This is a genomic window from Flavobacterium rhizosphaerae (assembly GCF_046000445.1).
Taxonomy (GTDB): Bacteria; Bacteroidota; Bacteroidia; order Flavobacteriales; family Flavobacteriaceae; genus Flavobacterium; species Flavobacterium rhizosphaerae.
Window position 1 is genome coordinate 86,821 of sequence record NZ_JBELPZ010000009.1, and the last position, 19,001, is coordinate 105,821.

The 19,001-nt window shown below is 42.2% G+C and carries 17 protein-coding genes; 6 read left to right on the forward strand and 11 right to left on the reverse strand.

Translation table 11 applies throughout. From position 1 onward, the window contains the following. The first annotated feature begins 532 nt into the window (after window positions 1-532). Window positions 533-3,280 (forward strand): DNA methyltransferase, encoded by a 2,748-nt coding sequence (locus ABS766_RS10280; protein ID WP_408085059.1) that lies wholly within the window; start codon window positions 533-535, stop codon window positions 3,278-3,280. A 63-nt stretch (window positions 3,281-3,343) separates the two neighbouring features. Here ABS766_RS10280 and ABS766_RS10285 read toward each other — a convergent pair whose 3' ends face one another. The 5 genes from ABS766_RS10285 to ABS766_RS10305 all read right to left on the reverse strand — a co-directional run bounded on the left by ABS766_RS10285 (window position 3,344) and on the right by ABS766_RS10305 (window position 5,830). After that, complete coding sequence (locus tag ABS766_RS10285; RefSeq protein ID WP_408085060.1) at window positions 3,344-3,604, reverse strand: hypothetical protein; 261 nt, start codon at window positions 3,602-3,604, stop codon at window positions 3,344-3,346. Between the two features lie 167 nt (window positions 3,605-3,771). Then, window positions 3,772-4,101 (reverse strand): hypothetical protein, encoded by a 330-nt coding sequence (locus ABS766_RS10290; RefSeq protein ID WP_408085061.1) that lies wholly within the window; start codon window positions 4,099-4,101, stop codon window positions 3,772-3,774. A gap of 31 nt (window positions 4,102-4,132) precedes the next feature. Next, a complete protein-coding gene (locus ABS766_RS10295; protein WP_408085062.1) occupies window positions 4,133-4,990 on the reverse strand; it encodes an SDR family oxidoreductase in 858 nt (285 codons plus the stop codon). 23 nt (window positions 4,991-5,013) lie between these two features. Continuing rightward, a complete protein-coding gene (locus ABS766_RS10300) occupies window positions 5,014-5,544 on the reverse strand; it encodes a YciE/YciF ferroxidase family protein (RefSeq protein WP_408085063.1) in 531 nt (176 codons plus the stop codon). Window positions 5,545-5,548: 4 nt separating this feature from the next. After that, window positions 5,549-5,830: a hypothetical protein gene (locus ABS766_RS10305; protein ID WP_408085064.1), complete on the reverse strand. Its 282-nt coding sequence runs from the start codon at window positions 5,828-5,830 to the stop codon at window positions 5,549-5,551. 175 nt (window positions 5,831-6,005) lie between these two features. On the opposite strand from ABS766_RS10305, the gene ABS766_RS10310 reads away from it, so the two are divergent. The 3 genes from ABS766_RS10310 to hemL are packed head-to-tail and all read left to right on the forward strand — an operon-like array spanning window position 6,006 to window position 9,111. Next, on the forward strand, window positions 6,006-6,908 hold the full coding sequence (locus ABS766_RS10310; RefSeq protein ID WP_408085134.1) for a 1-aminocyclopropane-1-carboxylate deaminase/D-cysteine desulfhydrase: 903 nt from the start codon (window positions 6,006-6,008) through the stop codon (window positions 6,906-6,908). After that, window positions 6,902-7,822, forward strand: coding sequence for a glucosaminidase domain-containing protein (locus ABS766_RS10315; protein WP_408085065.1), 921 nt, complete (start codon window positions 6,902-6,904; stop codon window positions 7,820-7,822). The genes ABS766_RS10310 and ABS766_RS10315 overlap by 7 nt, the downstream gene beginning before the upstream one ends. 2 nt (window positions 7,823-7,824) lie before the next feature. After that, complete coding sequence (hemL, locus tag ABS766_RS10320) at window positions 7,825-9,111, forward strand: glutamate-1-semialdehyde 2,1-aminomutase (protein WP_408085066.1); 1,287 nt, start codon at window positions 7,825-7,827, stop codon at window positions 9,109-9,111. 30 nt (window positions 9,112-9,141) lie between these two features. Here the strand turns inward: hemL and ABS766_RS10325 are convergent, their stop codons facing one another. The 4 genes from ABS766_RS10325 to ABS766_RS10340 form a co-directional block, all read right to left on the reverse strand. Beyond that, on the reverse strand, window positions 9,142-10,095 hold the full coding sequence (locus ABS766_RS10325; RefSeq protein WP_408085067.1) for an AAA family ATPase: 954 nt from the start codon (window positions 10,093-10,095) through the stop codon (window positions 9,142-9,144). A 116-nt stretch (window positions 10,096-10,211) separates the two neighbouring features. Then, complete coding sequence (locus ABS766_RS10330) at window positions 10,212-11,624, reverse strand: peptidylprolyl isomerase (RefSeq protein WP_408085068.1); 1,413 nt, start codon at window positions 11,622-11,624, stop codon at window positions 10,212-10,214. After that, window positions 11,608-12,459 (reverse strand): peptidylprolyl isomerase, encoded by an 852-nt coding sequence (locus tag ABS766_RS10335; RefSeq protein ID WP_408085069.1) that lies wholly within the window; start codon window positions 12,457-12,459, stop codon window positions 11,608-11,610. The genes ABS766_RS10330 and ABS766_RS10335 overlap by 17 nt, the downstream gene beginning before the upstream one ends. Further along, window positions 12,459-14,465, reverse strand: coding sequence for a peptidylprolyl isomerase (locus ABS766_RS10340; RefSeq protein WP_408085070.1), 2,007 nt, complete (start codon window positions 14,463-14,465; stop codon window positions 12,459-12,461). Before ABS766_RS10340 ends, ABS766_RS10335 begins: the two co-directional genes overlap by 1 nt. A 202-nt stretch (window positions 14,466-14,667) precedes the next feature. Here ABS766_RS10340 and ABS766_RS10345 point away from each other — a divergent pair, with 202 nt between their 5' ends. Further along, entirely contained in the window at window positions 14,668-15,063 is a 396-nt protein-coding gene (locus ABS766_RS10345; RefSeq protein ID WP_408085071.1) for a hypothetical protein, read from the forward strand. A gap of 11 nt (window positions 15,064-15,074) precedes the next feature. Here the strand turns inward: ABS766_RS10345 and ABS766_RS10350 are convergent, their stop codons facing one another. Beyond that, the gene (locus tag ABS766_RS10350) at window positions 15,075-16,973 is read right to left on the reverse strand and encodes an OmpA family protein (RefSeq protein ID WP_408085072.1); all 1,899 of its coding nucleotides are present in this window, start codon (window positions 16,971-16,973) and stop codon (window positions 15,075-15,077) included. Window positions 16,974-16,984: 11 nt separating this feature from the next. Further along, window positions 16,985-17,908: a PorP/SprF family type IX secretion system membrane protein gene (locus ABS766_RS10355; protein WP_408085073.1), complete on the reverse strand. Its 924-nt coding sequence runs from the start codon at window positions 17,906-17,908 to the stop codon at window positions 16,985-16,987. 210 nt (window positions 17,909-18,118) lie between these two features. Here ABS766_RS10355 and ABS766_RS10360 point away from each other — a divergent pair, with 210 nt between their 5' ends. Next, window positions 18,119-19,000: an NmrA family NAD(P)-binding protein gene (locus ABS766_RS10360; protein ID WP_408085074.1), complete on the forward strand. Its 882-nt coding sequence runs from the start codon at window positions 18,119-18,121 to the stop codon at window positions 18,998-19,000. The last annotated feature ends 1 nt before the right edge of the window (window position 19,001 follow it).

Genomic DNA, 19,001 nt, shown 5'->3' on the forward strand with positions numbered 1-19,001 from the left:
ATACAACTTTTATGTAGCAAAAGTCTGATAATTTTAACAAAAACGCAAGCTTTAACCATTTTAAGATTAATATTTTACATAATTAATCAAATCCTAATTTTAACATTATACAACTGTAAAAAATTATGTTACAAGCGAAAACGTTTGAGATATTTTATTACATTTGCAATGGTAACAAAACCTTTTTTCGCATAAAGGGAATTTTAAAACCAACCTTTTCTTCATAATTGAAAAATCCGCCCCTGCTCACAGGAGCGGATTTTTTTTAAGAAAAAAGCCACAAAAACATATTTTTCTTTCACAATTTGGTACTTTTTTACCTTTAGGGTGAGAAACACCCTGTTTAATTAAAAATCTGTTATACAGTACTTTATATTTTTTTCTAAAAAAATCGTTCACATGTGCCAAAAATGGCAACCGGCAGCGCACCGCCATACAAAATTTTAGGATAGTAGTACTGAAACCCCTCTTGCAGTATAGGCTTGGCAATAAAAAATTAATGTTTACTTTTATAAAGTTTAAACCAATTATTATGGCACTCAGCTGGAACGAAATTAAAGACCGCGCAGTAAAATTTAGCAAAGAATGGGAAAATGATTTTAATGAAGATGCCGAGGCAAAATCGTTCATGGACGATTTTTTTAACGTGTTCGGTATACCGCGCAGGCGGGTGGCAAGTTTTGAAAAGCATGTAAAAAAAACGGGCGGCAAACAGGGGTTTATAGATTTGTTATGGAAGGGCGTTATACTCATAGAATTTAAATCGAGGGGTAAAGACCTGGATAAGGCGCACACCCAGGCACGGGGCTATTTTCCCGGGTTGAAGGATGCCGAACTGCCCCGCTATATTTTGGTGTCAGACTTTGCCCGTTTCAGGCTATATGACCTGGAAGAAGATATAACCATAGAGTTTAAGCTACAGGAGCTGGTAAACAACGTGCAGCACTTTGGCTTTATTGCCGGCTACCAAAAACAGGTATATAAAGAGCAGGACCCTGTAAATATTAAAGCTGCCGAACTTATGGGCAGGCTGCACGACAGGCTTGAGGATATTGGCTACCAGGGCCACAGCCTTGAAGTATACCTGGTACGGCTGCTGTTTTGCCTGTTTGCCGAAGACACCACCATATTTATACGGCAGGAGTTCCAGAATTTTATAGAGCAGCGCACCAGCCCAGACGGCAGCGACCTTGCCGCCAAGCTACAGCAATTGTTTGAGGTATTAAATACCCCGCCGGATAAACGGTTTACAAACCTGGATGAGCAGCTAAACTCTTTTCCATACGTTAACGGCAAACTGTTTGAAGAGCCCCTGCGCATGGCAAGTTTTGACAGCAAAATGCGGCAGGCATTGTTAGATTGCTGCTACCTGGACTGGAGCCAGATATCGCCCGCTATTTTCGGCTCTATGTTCCAGAGCGTAATGAACCCGCAGGAACGCCGCAACCTGGGTGCGCACTACACCAGCGAAAAAAACATATTAAAACTCATAAAGCCGTTGTTTCTGGACGAATTGTGGCAGGAGTTTGAAAAAATAAAAAGCAACCGCAACAAGCTTAATGAGTTCCACAAGAGGCTGAGCACATTAAAGTTTCTGGACCCTGCGTGTGGCTGCGGCAACTTTTTGGTAATTACCTACCGCGAGCTGCGCCTTTTAGAAATTGCCATACTGCGCGCGCTCAACAAAAACGGGCAGGGCTTTTTAGATGTGCGCGACATTATATGGCTGGATGTAGACATGATGTACGGCATAGAGTATGAGGAGTTCCCCGCACGGATAGCCGAAGTAGCCATGTGGCTGATGGACCACCAGATGAATATGCTGATAAGCAATGAGTTTGGACAGTACTTTGCCCGCCTGCCCTTAAAAAAAGCGGCTACTATTGTGCATGGCAATGCCTTGCGTATTGATTGGGAAGATGTAGTGTCTAAAACCGAACTATCGTATATTATTGGTAACCCGCCGTTTATCGGGCATCATATACAAACTGAATTACAAAAGTCAGACTTGCATTACACTTTAAAAGGTATAAAAGCTGCAGGGGTCATGGATTATGTTTCCGCCTGGTATTATAAAGCAGCAGAATATATACAAAATACAATAATAAAAGCTGCTTTTGTATCTACAAATTCTATAGTCCAAGGCGAACAAGTTGGAATTTTGTGGCTTCATTTAATTAATAATTTCTCTATCAAAATCCATTTTGCCCACCGCACGTTTAAATGGAGTAACGAGGCACGCGGCAATGCAGCCGTATATTGCGTAATTATTGGCTTTGCTAATTTTGATACTAATAATAAAGTGATATATGAATACGAGGATATTAAAGCTGAACCCCATGAACTTCATTCTAAAAATATAAATCCATATTTAGTAGATGCAAAGGATATAATAATCAGTAATAATTCTTCTCCAATTTGTGAAGTTCCTAAAATGATGTATGGTAACAAACCTACCGATGGAGGTAATTTTTTATTAACCGATCAAGAAAAAATAAATTTTTTGATTAATGAGCCTAAAGCTGATATTTTTATAAAACCATTTCTAAGTGCTAGAGAGTATATAAATGGAGAGAAAAGATGGTGTATATGGCTAGTTGATTCAGATCCAAATATACTTAAACAGTGTCCATCAATTACTGAAAGAATTAGACTAGTAAAAAATTTTAGAGGCGAAAGTAAGGCTGCAACTACAAGAAATTATAAATTCCACAATCTTTTCAGACAAATAACACAACCAAAAAGTGATTTTTTATTAATCCCTAGAACTACTTCTGAAAATAGAAATTATATACCCATCGGTTTTTTTACTAAAGACTTTATCGTCGGAGATACTTGTCAAGCAATACCTGATGCAACTCTCTACCATTTTGGCGTTTTAACCTCTATCATGCACATGGCATGGGTAAAAACAACCTGTGGCAGGCTAAAAAGCGATTACAGGTATTCTAAAGATATAGTTTACAATAACTATCCCTGGCCCGAAAACCCATCAGACAAACACATTAAGGCCATAGAAAAGGCAGCGCAAAAAGTGCTTGAGGTTCGGGAGCAATTCCCGGGCAGTTCGCTCGCCGACCTGTACCACCCGCTCACCATGCCGCCCGCACTGGTAAAAGCCCATAACGCATTAGACAAAGCCGTAGACCTTGCCTACCGCCCGCAACCCTTTGTAAGCGAAGCCAAGCGCATGGAGTTTCTTTTTGAGCTGTACGAAAAATATACCGCAGGCCTGTTTAGCAGCCAAAAGCCCAAAAAAGCGCCAAAAACAAAAAAATAGCCAGGTAACTATATAAATAGTACCTGGCCCGGAGTAAATTAACCAATAAAACAAATATGCTTTTTAAATATACCGCCCTGCGGGGTGGTTGTCTGTACGCGTTATATAACTTCCATCCCTAACCGGTGTCCTCCTGTTTACAAAGTGGCTGTCATGGCCATGGAGTTCGCCGGACGGTTTTGCCACTTTAGGAAAAGTAGCCAGTTCAGCGGGGTTAATAAATGCTGGGTCATCATAAGGCAGATAACTGTCAAATGTATGGCTCAATGTTTTCACTGCGCCCGCATCATCCCGACCGGTACGCAAAGTAGTAGTAATTGCCATAACTTGTTGTTTTTTGTTATATAAAGGTACGTGTTTTTTTGATAAATTAACAAAATTTCAGTTAAAAATTATTAATTTATCAATCGTTATAGTAAGCATAAAAAAAAAGGCTGTCTTTTTACAAAAACAGCCCTTTTACCTTTATAATAACAGTAAGTGGGTAATTACTACAAATAGCCTCCATCATTACCGGCAGTAGTGTCGGTACGTACAATATTACGTCCGTCACGCACCGGAGATTTTTTAAGGCTCACATTGCGCTCTTCATTTTCACTTTCAAGCGCTTCTTCGCTGATTTTTCCTGCCGGTGGCGGAAAAGAAGCCAACTCCTGCGGGTTTACCACAGCCGGGTCATCATACGGCAGTTTATCATAAGGCACACGCCCGTCATTATTAGTAGTGCTGGCGGCGGCCCTCCTGTTCTCATCAATTCCGTTTACAATATCTGCCCTGCTGTTTGTTGTGGGTACAACAGGTTTTTTTTCATTATTTTCCATATCTCATTAATTTTAATGTTTCTTATTTATTTTAACTGTCGGTTGTATCACCCCCATTTACATGAATCACCTGCCCGGTAATGTATGAGGCATCTTCGCTGGCTAAAAACACATAGGCGGGGCCTACTTCACTGGGTTGCCCTGCCCTTTTCATTGGCGTAGATTTTCCAAACTCTTTAACCTGTTCTTCATCAAAGGTGGCGGGTATAAGCGGTGTCCATATAGGGCCCGGCGCCACGCCGTTTACCCGTATGCCTTTTTCGGCCAGCATGGCCGATGTTGAGCGTGTAAATGATACTATAGCCCCTTTGGTGCTACTGTAATCAATAAGGTGCTCACTACCGCGATATGCCGTTACCGATGTGGTATTTATTATACAGTCGCCTTCTTGTAAATGAAACAGCGCCTGGCGGGTTATATAAAAAATAGGGAGTATATTAGTGTCAAAGGTTTCGCGCACCTGCTCCCCTGTAATATCTTTAAAATCCTCCTGCGGAAACTGCACTGCGGCATTATTTACCAAAATATTCAGGCTGCCCAGTTCGGCTATTGCCTTATCTACGGCTTTAATGCAAAAATTCTCATCTTTTATATCGCCGCTCATAACATAGCAGGCAACACCTTCCGCCTCTACCAGGGCTTTTGTTTTTTCGGCATCCTCATGCTCATCATAATACACAATAAACACATTGGCGCCCTCGCGTGCAAAATGCAGTGCCACACTACGGCCAATACCGCTGTCGCCACCCGTTATAAAAGCATTTTTTCCGGTCAATTTACCGCTTCCTTTATAAGAATCGCGGATAAACTCCGGTTTGGGTGTCATTTTATATTCATCGCCGGGCTGGCCCTGCTGGTGTTGCGGTGGAAATTTTGTGGGGTAACTCATAACCTATATCGTTTAAATCTCTTTTAAATCTCTTTATCAGCAGCTTCGGTATTAATATGCGATTCAGCAATGGATGATAACATCAGGTCGGCCCCTTTTTCATCCTGAAGCGTTTGCTCCAGCAGCATTACCACATCTTCTTCACGCAGGGCAATAGCATATGCCCGCATGGTGCCGTAACAGGCAATTTCATAATGCATTATTTTTTGCAGCACCGCTATAATAGCCGCATCGCGCACCACACCCTGGCGGGTTATGTGTATAATGCTCTCGGCCTCTTTTACAAAGCAGTCTATGGCTTCGTACTCTTTTTCCTGCGCAGGTATGCCTATGTAGTTAAAAATCTTTTCAAGGCGCTCAATATGGGTAAGGGTCTCCTCATGGTGTTTTTGCAGCACGGTAACCAAATCTTTGCTGGACGATTGTACAATAACCCCATTCAGCATATTACCCATAACCCCTTCTGTCCAGTAAAGCTCCATCAGTTGCTTTTCAAAAAGCCCCCTTAGCTCCCGGTATTGGTCACTATATTCTTTTACAACATTTGCCTGCATAATACTATTTGTTTACCGTTTGGTTATTAGCTTCTTTTACCTGGGCAACCGTATCTACTGCCGGTGTGGCAATTTGCGGGGTTACCGCTTTTTTATCGCTGCCCCTGCTAACATAAAACTGGTTGGCATGTGTTTCCTGGTCCATACCCTGTACATCAGGGTTATACACCTTGCCCACCTGCGCTTCGGCCTTTGCCTCGGCTTTGGGTTTTTCATGGGTGTTGCAAGAGGTAAAAACAGCTGCCATTGCCAGCAGTACATAAACTTTATACATTGATTTTTTCATGGGTCTGTCTTATTTTTACTATAAAGTTACCAATCCATTTTAGCAATAGCAGTATAATTAACGCATGATTAACAGGCATTTCAGCCTTTTAATATCTTTTTAAGATACACACCCGTAAAACCAGCTTTAACAGTAAAAATTGGCATTACAGCCACTTTTTACGTTATTTGCAGGCATGAACCAGCAGGTGCATTTACCATTACCCTATAATATAAAGCTTACCATTAAGCGTGAAGACCTGTTGCACCCCCATATTTCGGGCAACAAGTTCCGCAAGCTCAAATACAACATACTGCAGGCCCAAAAACTGGGCTGCCCGGCATTGCTTACTTTTGGCGGTGCATACAGCAATCATATAGCCGCTACAGCCGCCGCAGGTAAACAATATGGCATACCTGTTATAGGCATTATCCGCGGTGAAGAGCTGGTTAATAAAGTTGATGATAACCCAACTCTCAGCTTTGCCAAAGAACGCGGCATGAGGTTTAAATTTGTAACGCGTGAGGCTTACCGGCAAAAAAATGAAGCCGCTTTTATTGAGCAATTAAAAGCCGAATTTGGCTCATTTTACCTGCTGCCCGAAGGCGGTACCAACCTTTTGGCAGTAAAAGGCTGTGAAGAAATTGTAACAGATGAAGACAATGCCTTTACGCATATTTGCTGTGCTGTGGGCACCGGGGGCACCATAGCAGGCATTGCCAATGCAGCCCACGCGGGGCAGCAGGTTCTGGGGTTTCCCGCATTAAAAAGCGAAGCCCTGGCAGCAGATATTTCTAAACTGACTCAAAAACACAACTGGCAGCTTAAAACAGGCTATGAGTTTGGCGGGTACGGCAAAATAAATGAAGAACTTGTGCGGTTTATAAACGATTTTTTTGAAAAAACAGCCATACCTTTGGACCCCGTTTATACATCAAAGATGGTTTTTGGCGTTATAGATATGGTATACAAGGGATATTTTGCTGAAAACGCCTCAATTTTAGCCATACATACAGGCGGGTTGCAGGGCATAGCAGGAATGAATAACATGTTATTAAAAAAGAAATTACCAATTATAAAAACCTTAGATAAATGTTGAAAAAGATACTGGCATTCGTTTTACTAAGTTTTATTGTAAGTTGCGGCACCACAAAATCGCGCGTAAAAACAAAAGGGCGCACTGCTTCTGCAAAAACTTCTAAACATCAGCGCACCTCAAAAATAAAAACCAATAAAGGCCAAACCGCTACTGCTGCTGCCCGCCCCGCGGCAAACAACAGGCAGGAAGAGGTATTAGAGTCTACATCGCGCACTGTAGTATACAGCGATATTGTAAACCAATATATAGACCAGTATAAAGACGTAGCCAAAGATAATATGAGACGCCACGGCATACCTGCCAGCATTACCCTTGCGCAGGGAATACTGGAGTCTGGCGCGGGGCGCGGTACCCTTTGTGTAGAAGCCAACAACCATTTTGGCATTAAATGCCATAGCGACTGGGCAGGCGATAAAATATACCATGATGATGATGCCGAACAGGAGTGTTTCAGGAAATATAGACATGCCTCAGAATCGTTTGATGACCATTCCATATTTCTTACCACAAGGGGGCGCTATGCCTCTTTATTCAAGCTTGATAAAGACGATTATAAAGCGTGGGCAAAAGGGTTACGCGCGGCAGGCTATGCTACAGACCCTAAATACCCGGAAAAGCTTATTGGGCTTATTGAACGCTATGAGCTTGATAAATATGATTCTGAAGTATTAAACAAACGCTATACCCCTGCACCAAAAACAGAACCGGCAGTAGCCTCAAACCAAAATTCGGTACTACAGGCTACCAAAAATAATAGCGATACTGTGGCCGCTAACGGGTCATATACTGTAATGAAGGGCGATACGCTCTATTCCATTTCAAAAAAACACAACCTTACCGTAGAGCAACTAATGAAACTAAATGGCCTTTCAGGCAATACCATATCCATAGGCCAGGTATTAAAAGTAAAATAATCATGTTATATCAACGCAGCAGCCGTCTTTTTGCCGAAGCAGAACAAGTAATACCGGGAGGTGTAAATTCTCCTGTACGGGCTTTTAAAGCCGTAGGGGGCACTCCTGTTTTTATTAAAGAGGCCAAAGGCGCCTATCTTTATGATGAAGACGGAAATAAACTTATAGACTATATTAACTCCTGGGGACCCATGATATTGGGCCACGCGTATGAACCGGTAGTAAATGCCGTTATAGAACGCGCTAAAAAAGGTACTTCTTTTGGTACACCTACCGCGCTTGAAACCGAAATAGCTGCACTTGCCGTGAGCATGGTGCCTAATATTGATAAGATAAGGTTTGTAAACAGCGGTACCGAAGCGTGTATGAGCGCAGTACGCCTGGCGCGAGGCTACACAAGCAGGGAAAAAATAATAAAATTTGCGGGTTGCTACCACGGGCATTCCGACTCATTTTTAATACAGGCGGGCAGCGGTGCAGTAACGTTTGGCACCCCAAACAGCCCCGGCGTAACCCAGGGTACTGCCAAAGATACCCTCCTGGCACAGTATAACAACCTGGAAAATGTAAAAGCGCTGTTTGCTGCAAACCCTGATGAAATCGCTGCAATTATTATTGAGCCCGTAGCCGGAAACATGGGGTGCATACCCCCGGCAGAAGGATTTTTAGAAGGCCTGCGTGAGGTGTGTACTGCAAACGGTGCCTTGCTTATATTTGATGAAGTAATGACGGGGTTTAGGCTGGCAAAGGGCGGCGCACAGGAATTATTTAACATCAAGGCCGATATAGTAACCTTTGGTAAGGTTATTGGCGGCGGGCTGCCCGTAGGGGCTTTTGCAGCATCCGGCAAAATTATGGATTACCTGGCGCCATCCGGGCCGGTATACCAGGCCGGTACACTTTCAGGCAATCCGCTTGCTATGGCTGCCGGGCTCGAAATGCTTAAAGCGCTTAACAGCGACACCAAAATATTTGAAAGGCTCGAAGAAAAAACAGCCTATCTTGAAAAAGGCATCCACAAAATTTTACTGGAAGAAGAAGTAAGCCATACTATTAACAGGGTAGGCTCTATGATATCGGTACATTTTGACAAAAAGCCGGTAACCGATTTTGCCACCGCAGGAAACGGCAATAACGACACCTTTAAAAAATTCTTTCACGGGCTTTTGGATAACGGGGTGTACATAGCGCCTTCGGCCTATGAAACCTGGTTTATTACCGACGCCTTAACCTATGAGGACCTTGATTATACTCTTAACGCCATAAAAAAAGTGGCGGGAACATTATAATAACACAGCATATTTTAATAAAACCCTCTATTAAAACAGCTTTTTTATTATATCCTCTTCGGTAATGCCTTCGGCATCGGCTTTGTAGTTTTTAATGATACGGTGGCGTAATATACCTGTAGCTACAGCCTGCACATCTTCAATATCGGGGCTGTATTTACCTTTTAATGCGGCATTGGCCTTGGCAGCCAGTATAAGGTTTTGCGAGGCGCGGGGCCCTGCCCCCCAATCAAGGTAGGTTTTTACATAATCATTGCTCAATGCATTGCCGGGGCGGGTTTTATTTACCAGCGTTACGGCATATTCAATAACATTATCAGCCACCGGTATACGGCGTATAAGGTGCTGAAAATCCAGTATTTCTTCAGCCGTAAACAACGGCTGTATGGTTGCTGTAAAATCGGCAGTAGTGCTTTTTACCACCTGTACTTCTTCATCAAAAGTTGGGTAGTCCAGTTTTATGGCAAACATAAAACGGTCTAACTGTGCCTCCGGCAACGGGTAAGTACCCTCCTGCTCTATAGGGTTTTGCGTGGCAAGCACAAAATAAGGCAATGCCAGCTTGTGGTGGTGCCCGGCTACGGTTACGGCCTTTTCCTGCATGGCCTCAAGCAGGGCCGCCTGTGTTTTGGGCGGTGTACGGTTTATCTCGTCTGCCAGGATAATATTACTGAATATAGGCCCTTTTAAAAATTTAAACTGGCGGTTTTCGTCCAGTATTTCACTCCCCAGTATGTCAGACGGCATTAAATCGGGTGTAAACTGTATACGCTTAAAATCAAGGCCAAGCGCCTGGCTTATAGTGTTTACCATAAGGGTTTTAGCAAGCCCGGGCACACCTACTAGCAGTGCATGCCCCCCGCTGAATATGCTGAGTACTATTTGCCCTACAACATCATCCTGACCTATTATAACTTTTGCTATTTCTCTTTTTAAAGCGGCCTGTTTTTCAACAAGGTGCTGTATTGCTGCTACGTCTGACATATTTTTTTATCGGTGGTTTAAAAAATTTAAGGGCAGCCTTTTTCCATTTCGGCAGACTACCCTTCAAACTTAAAAAGAATTTTTATTTTTTACCTACTGCTTAAACAAATAAAATGTTATTTAACCCAGTTATTGGCAAAATCACAGTCCTGGTAGTCTTTAGATACTTTTATAAAGGTTTCTTTAATTTTATTGGCACTCCATTTTTTTATGGTTTCCTTTTGTTTTTCCTGCAATGCCAATTCTTTAATTTTGGTATAGTCATTAGCATAGTCGGCCTTATGATCGTCATAACGATGAGCCACTGTCATTATCTTATAGCTGGAAACCGACCTTGGATCTTCATCCAGTATAGGAGGTGTAATTTCGCCTTCTTTAAGCGACGATACATAGTTATATACCGAAGGGTCCATTTTAGTAAGCTCAAAACGGGTTTCAAGCGTGCGGGGGTTCATAAGCAGGCCACCACTGTTACGGGTTTCTTTCTCATCCGATTCAGACCGGGCCGCATCGGCAAATGTAATTTCGCCGCTTATTATCTTTTTCCTTATGGCTTCAATCTTTTCTTTAGCTTTTTGCAATGCCTCAGGAGTAGTTTTGGGCTTCATTAAAATATGCCTTACATCCAGTTCCTGGCCCCTTATTTTTTCCACATAAATCAGGTGGTAGCCAAACTCAGTTTCTATAGGCTCAGAAATTTCACCTTCGTCCAGGCTAAAAGCGGCATCTTTAAATTCTTTTACAAACGGCGTTTTACGGGTAATTTTATAAAACCCCCCGCTGGAGCGTGAACCGGGGTCTTCGCTATACAGTACAGCTTTACTGTAAAAACTTGAGCCGCCTTCAACATCTTTCTTAATCTGGTTCAGGCGGTCTATAACCTTCTGTTTTTCTTCCTGGGGTATCTCAGGCTTTATTACAATTTGTGCCACTTCCATTTCGGCTCCAAACACGGGGCGCTCATCTTCTTTAAACTTAGCAAAAAACTGCCTTACCTCTTCCGGGGTTATTTCAACCTCATCTACTACCTTTTTTTGCATCTGCTCGGTAAGTTTCTGGTTTTTTATTAACTCAAAAAGGTCTGTTTTAAAAGTTTCAAGATCTTTCTTTTTAAAATATTCCACCATTTTTTCGGGTGTGCCCAGGTTTTCAACAAAATAATCAATCTGGCGGTTCATGGTTTCGTTTACCTCATCATCGCTTACTATAATACTATCCTGTATGGCCTGGTGTGCATACAATTTATCTTCCATAAGCTTGCCCAGTATCTCACAACGGGTAATGCCCTGTATAGGCACATTTTGCGCCTGTAGCTCGCGAAAGGTAAGGTCAATATCAGAATCAAGCACAATAAAATCGCCCACTACTGCCACCACACCGTCTATTTTAGTCCTGCCTGGCTGGTTAACAGGTGCCGGCTTTACTGTATCCTGCACGCTTTCGGATATAATTTCCTGCGCTTTTGCCGCCTGAAAGCCTAAAAGCCAAACACATGCCAACAGGAATATCCTGTTACTTATAGATCTCATATTTACTGTTTTTAATTGCATCATCCGTAATATCTTTTTGAAACTTCTTTATTAACTCCAGTTTCCTGTTATTTATTATTAACTGCTCTAAAGTAGGCTTTATATACTCAAACGGCGTCACCCTGTTATCTGGCAGTACCTTATTTACTTTTACCAGGTATACATCTGTTGAGTCGGTATACTGGTAAGACAAATTATCTGCTATATACTTATCGCGATTATCGGGCTTTATAAAAGGCAGCTTGCCATATACCTGGTCCATATCTACCCAGGTGGTATCATTAAAGGCATAGCTTTTAAACTGAAGGGCCATATCATTAAGCGCCTGCCTGTCTTTTTTACTGCCGCTTAAAAACCGCTTGTTTACTGTGCTGAATTTTGCAAAATCTTTTGGCAGCCTTATGTACCGCAGCTTAACTAATGTTTCGGTTGTTTTAAAATTGTCTTTGTTCTCTTTATAATACGCCTCAAGGTCCTGCTGGGTAACCACGGTATCTACACTGCGCTTTACTATCGCCTCAAGGTAGGCTTTGGTATACAGGTCTACCGTGTATTGCTTTACAAGCGCATCAAATTCCTGCTGTTGCTCCTTATCAAGGTTAACCACCGCAGCATCATACAGCAATTTTTGCAGCGCCCAGTGGTCTATATAATTTTTTACTATGGCAATACTGTCTTCTTTAGGCGTACCCGGTGGTACAAGGCCCTTTATATCTTCCTGCTGCAGGTAAGAATTATTAACGCGCGCTACGGCCTTTGGCTGTTCTTCCTCTTTAAAATATCCGCAGGAACAGGCCAGTATTCCCGCTAAAAGCCATAAAGCCCTTTTTGCCATTACTGGTTAAGTTCTTTTTTTACTTTCTCAAATACATCCTGGTTTACTTTTATAGTAAACTCTTTTTTAAGGTCATCTACCCACGTATTTTCAAGATACTGCTGGTAATCGTTTATAACGCGGCCTTTGCTTTCTTCAAAACTTTTTGGCCCTGCAGGCAATACTTTTTTCTCATTAACCACATAATAGTAACCATCCTGCTTAATAACATCCGAAATACCCTCATGCCAACCGGCGCTTTCAGGAAAATCGCTGCTGCCTTTTTCAAACGTGCCCGATTTTTCCATGATAGTGATTTTTCCGGTATTGAGCTTTTGTTTTATAAAAGCGGCATCTTTACCCTCTGTAAGGTATTTGCGTGCTTCCTGTGCCGCCTTCTCGTCGGTTGAAGAAAACACCTCTGCTTCGGCACGCTGTTTCCACAGGTAGTTATCTTTATGGGCATTATAATACTTTTGAAGTCCGATGGTATCAGTTTTAGCCTTGTTCCATATTTCTTTCTCCATCAGGTCAAACAGCAACAGGCCATCGCGGTATTCCTGCATGGTGGCAGCAAACTCCGGAAACTCATTTTCAAGGTTATCATTATAATAAGCGCTAAGCTGTTCATCTTTATAACGCTCATACAAATCATTCACCGCTCGCGATAATGGCCTAGGCCATGCCCCGGTGCGCTGTTGCGAATGGGCATATTGCAAAAATTCTTTACCGGTAAGGTTTTTATCATTATTTATGGTAAGCAGTGTTTTGTTATAACTGTCTGCATTGGCAGGTATAGACCATTTGTGCGAATACAGGCTGTCATTAAACGCTTTTTCTACTTTGGCATACAAATCCTGATCTGTTTTTATGCTGTATTTTTCACGAAGTTTTTTAGTCATAGAAGCCGCTATAAGTTTAGAGCGGTCATCCCTCCTTATACGGTTTTCAAAATCAGGCTTAACCTCTTCAAGGGTTTTTACCGGATATTTATTCATAAGTTTTATAATATGCCAGCCAAACTGCGTTTTGAAGGGTTTGGTAATATCCCCCGGGTTTTTAAGGGAAAAAGCCTGGTTTTCAAAATCGGTTGAAGTAAGCTCGCCGGAACTGAATTTAGGCAGTTCGCCACCGGCTTCTGCACTGGTTTTGTCGTCAGAAAACTGTTTGGCAAGGCTTGAAAAATCTTCACCCTGCTGTAGTTTCTGGTAAATTTCATCAATACGGCTTTTTACCTTAGCGGCATCCTCAGGGTTGCCGTCTTTGGGGCTAAGCAGCATAATATGCGCTACCTGTATATCGCCACGGTTTTCCCTTACATCGTCAACTTTTATAATATGGTAGCCAAAACGGGTACGTACCGGCTCAGATATCTGTCCTTTGGGAGTATTATAAGCGCCATTTTCAAACGGATACACCATACGGAAAACCGAAAAATAACCTAAATCACCTTTATTTTCTTTAGCCGAAGGGTCTTCGGAATATTGCTGCGCCAGTTTACCAAAATCTTCGCCTGCCAGGGCTTTTTTGCGTACCTCTACCGCCTTATTATAGGCTTTAAGCGTATCAGCCGGGCTGGCATTTTCATCAGCAAGAAATAAAATATGCGACGCTTTTATCTCTTTGCCAGAGCGGTTATACGCCTCTTCAATAAGCTCATCGGTAACCTTGGTATCGGTAAGGTAGTTTTTTGCCAGTTGCGTGCGGTAGCTTTTTAGCTCGCCCTGGTATTTTTTATCTTCCTGCAAGCCCAGTTTCTCGGCTTTTTTTACCTTTAATTTATACCCTATAAAAAGGTCAAGGTAATTGTCAAGGTCTTTTTGCGAATCGTCCTTTACAAGGTCAAGGTTTTTGTTGTAAACCCTTACAAATTCATCAGTGTAATACGGTGTGCCGTCTATGGTAAAAAGTACTTCTTTGTTTGCATTGGGCGATGGTGCTGAAGTAGTGGTGCTTTGAGTTGATTTACAGCCGGCAACTAACAATGTAGTGAGCAATAGGCCAGAAAAAACCTGATTTAATTTCATTATTAAACGGTAATTTATATGATATAATACGGTTTACTAAACGCGGCATACCCTAAAAAAGTATGCCGGTTGCAATTTGCAACCCACAAAAGTAAACAATCGGCAGTATTGTGCAAGGATATATTTATAAAAACAGATTTTTTAAATGGTAGTAACGCAACGCTTTGGCTTAAGCTGCATCTGACATAAAAAAACAATTACCATGAAAAAACTTTTTTTATTTGTAGCAATGGCTGCTTTTACACTAACCTCGTGCAGCAAAGATGATGATGATAACAAAACCTATACACTAAACAGTGATTATCTTTTCGGGAACTGGGTTGAAACAGACCCTACCAATTATATCTTTAGTTTTGATGAAAGCACTGCTACATTAACCGACCTTGGCGAGCCCAATACGCAGGATTATAATTACAGTACTGAAGAAGGTAAACTGATTTTAGTAACGCCGGATGGCCAGTATACCAGTACATTTGATATAGAAATAGTTGACAAAGATACCCTTAAGCTTACATCTTTATACCCCTCTTTTGCCTGTGTGGGATGCCCAAAAACGGTTTCTACTTTTAAAAGGGCTGAGTTTGCGCCTAACAACTAAACGTATTACAATTATTTTTCTACAATTATAAAATCGCTGCGGCGGTTTAGCTGGTGTGCCTCATCAGTACAGGGCACACCATTGCTGCATTCATTAAGCAGTTGTGTTTCGCCATAGCCTTTTACACTTATAATGCGGGCCTTATCTATACCTTTTGATATGATATAGTTGTAGGTTGATTTTGCACGGTTATCACTCAGCACCATATTATAGGCATCGCTGCCCCGGCTATCGGTGTGCGACTCTATTTTTATTTTCACGTTTGGAAACTGCTCCATCACATACACCACTTTTGCCAGTTCTGTAATAGCCTGCGGAGTAATATCATATTTATCAAAATCAAAATATATCGGGTTTATGGCTATTTTCTCCACGCCATTTTCTTTCTTGGTCAGGCTTTCAAGGCTCTGTAGGCTCAGGCTATCCTCATCGGGGGTTTCGCCTGCTTTAAAGTTTCTGGTTACCGTAGCAAAACCTTCAGCTGTAACCGTAATACTATAAGGCTTATTTTTTGGTACATATAGGTTATAATCCCCCAGTGGATGGGTTTCTATACTCTTTTCCACCCCATCATATTTTACCGTAATCTTTGCCTTGTCTATAGGGTTTATACTGTCTTTTTCGGTTAGTATACCTGCTATGCTTTGCAGGGTTTCATCCGGATAAAAATAGTAAATATCATCATCGCCTTTACCGCCCTTACGGTTAGAAGAAAAATAACCCTTGCCCTCATCATCCACAATAAAGGCAAAATCATCACCGGCGCTGTTAAAGGGTGCGCCAAGGTTTTGTGGTATGGTATAGTTTTCCCCGCCTGCATCAGCATTTTCAACAGATACTTTAAAAATATCAAGCCCGCCAAGGGTATAATGACCGTCTGAAGCAAAATAAAGCACATTATCCTTCTCAAACGGAAACATTTCCCGCCCCGTGGTATTAATATGTTTGCCAAGGTTATGGGGAGCGCCAATGGTACCGTTATCATAAATTTCGGTACGGTAAATATCGGTACTGCCATAGCCACCGGGCATATCGCTTACAAAATACAGCCAGCGCCCGTCTGAAGATACTGCCGCCTGCCCTACCGAATACCGTATATTGCAAAACGGCGCTATTTTTTTATCGGTAAATTTCCCGTTCTTTATCTGCCCGTATACCAATTGTATATTGTTGGTACCCTCTGCATCATACTCCGGCTTGTCTGCATTAGTAACATTATTTACGCTTACGTATACCGTTTGCCGGTCGGGCGAAAAAGCCGCCAGCGCATTATGGTAACCCGTTTGGGCGCCGGGCAAAAACTTTTCTGTCCTTGAAAGTGAGCCATCAGCATTACGCCCTGCTACATATAACGAAAGATAGGGCTGCACATTCCATGGATAAATTTTACCGTCGCCTACCGTATCTTTTGCCGAGGCATACACCAGTTTGTCCCCGTAAAAGGCAGGGCCAAAATCGGCTACGGGGGTATTAGTGTCCAGGTTTTTTAGGAGTATATTTTCGTTATAATTATTTTTTTCAAGAAGATACTTTTGAGAAGCCATTACACCCGGTTTCCCTTCGGCCTTCGCTGCCCAAGGCAGCAATAAACTATCTGCTTCCTGCAAGTGGCCTTCCATTTTAAGGGCATCCACATACCTGCGGAAGTACAGACTGTCTATAGCTGCGCCCTGCCTTTCATACAGCTTTTGGTACCAGTACAAAGCCTTGCTGCCCTCACCAATATTATAATAAGCGTCTGCCGCCTTTTTAAGTATTTCCGGCGCTGCATCGGGGTGTTTTTGCAGGTAGGCATCATATTTTTCAGCGGCTTCCTTATAGGCGTAGCCTTCATACAGCATATTGGCCCTGCGCAACTGGGCAAAGGCAGTAAAGCTGAATAACAAGCAAAAAACTAAGAGTTTCTTCATGGCATAGCGTTTTAAAAAAACCGGGGCGACTTTATACGTATTGGCGGCGGCATAAACGAATAGGTAAGTATAAACTCGTGCGAACCGTTATTGTATTTGTTAAGTGCCGTAACCGAATAATCAAACGCATAGCCCAAAAAGAGGTTTCGCGTTATCTGGAAACCCGCCAGCGCACTAACCGAGTCATCCCAACGGTACGATGCCCCCAGGGTAACCAATTCGTGTAACAAAAAATTAGCCGAAACATCTACTGTAATGGGTGCGCCATTAACTACCTTGCCAAGCACAGCGGGCTTAAACTTTAGGTTTTCATTCAGGTCAAAAACATAGCCGCCCATAATATAATAATGCATACGTTCCTGGTTTACGGCCTCGGCTACATCATCATAATAATTATTGCGGATAAAATTGGGTATGGCAATACCGGCATAATAGGTATCGGTATAATAATACAGCCCTGCGCCAACGGTTGGCGCTATTTTGTTGTTAATGTTATTATTTAGCAACGGGTCGCCCTGTTGGTAATATTGCCCCCTTGCCCAGTCTACACTCAGCATACGTGCCCCGGCTTTTAACCCAAAGGCCAGCTTTGCAGCTTTTCCCACAGGCAACGCGTACGAAAAATTACCATCGACATATACCTCATCGGCAGGGCCAAGCTTGTCATTCACGGCACTAAACCCAAGCCCCATACGATCATTGGCATCATGCAGCGGCGCCTGAAAACTGAACGACTGTGTGCGTGGCGCGCCATCTATACCCACCCATTGCGAACGGTGTAACAACACTGCCTGCATATAGCCCGGAGAGCCTGCATAGCCGGGGTTTACAGTAAGGGTATTATACATGTACTGCGTATATTGCGGCTCCTGCTGGGCAAAAGCAGTTGCACACACAAATAATATTACCGCTACAAAATAATAGTTCTTTTTCATAGGCTAATCCCCGGACAAATCATCTGTCACTGTAAAAATAGCCTTTTTTATGATAAAGTAGCGGCGTAATAAAGTAACAAAAAGCAAAGCAATAAAGTTTTTTATATCCGTCACGCTTCAATATTGTTATTTTTGGCTAACATATACATAGATTAGGCTAAGTACTTATTTTCATAAAAATTAAACTTTGTAGTAACAAAAATAATAATTATGAAAATAGTACTTACAGGCTCTTTAGGGCATATTAGTAAACCGTTAGCCGAAAAACTTTTAAGTCAGGGCCACAATGTAACAATAATAAGCAGCGCTGAAAACAAAAGAGGTCAAATAGAAAAACTTGGCGCTACATCTGCCATAGGTTCTGTATCAGATGCGGCGTTTTTAACCCAAACATTTACCGGGGCTGATGCGGTATATTGTATGCTGCCACCAAATTTTGCCGAGCAGGACCAGATTGCCTATTACAAAAAACTGGCTGCTGCTTACACCCTTGCAATAAAAGCAGCAAATGTAAAGCGTGTAGTGCACTTAAGCAGCTATGGCGCGCATTTAAGCAGTGGTACCGGGTTTATACTTGGTTCTCACGAGTCAGAAAAAATATTCAACACCCTTACCGGTGTAGCCCTTACACACATAAGGCCAGGTTATTTTTACTATAATTTACTTAATTTTATTCCGATGATAAAACAGGGTAATATCATAGCAGCTAATTATGGTGGGGAAGACAGGGTACCCATGGTAGCACCCGAAGACATTGCCATTGCTGTGGCTGAAGAAATAACTGCAATGCCTGAAAGCACCACCATACGATACGTAGCAAGCAATGACCTTAGCTGTAATGAGGCAGCAGCCATTATTGGCAAGGCTATAGAAAAACCGCAACTACAATGGATAACCATCAGTAATGAAGAAATGCAGCAGGGAATGGAATCTAATGGCATACCCACAAAAATAGCAGCATTGTTTACAGAGCTTGGCGCAGCAACCCACAGCGGCATTTTACGCGAAGATTATGATAAAAACCAACCTCTTTTGGGCAACATTAAGTTAAGGGATTTTGCAAAAAAGTTTGCAGCAGCTTACAACAAATAAC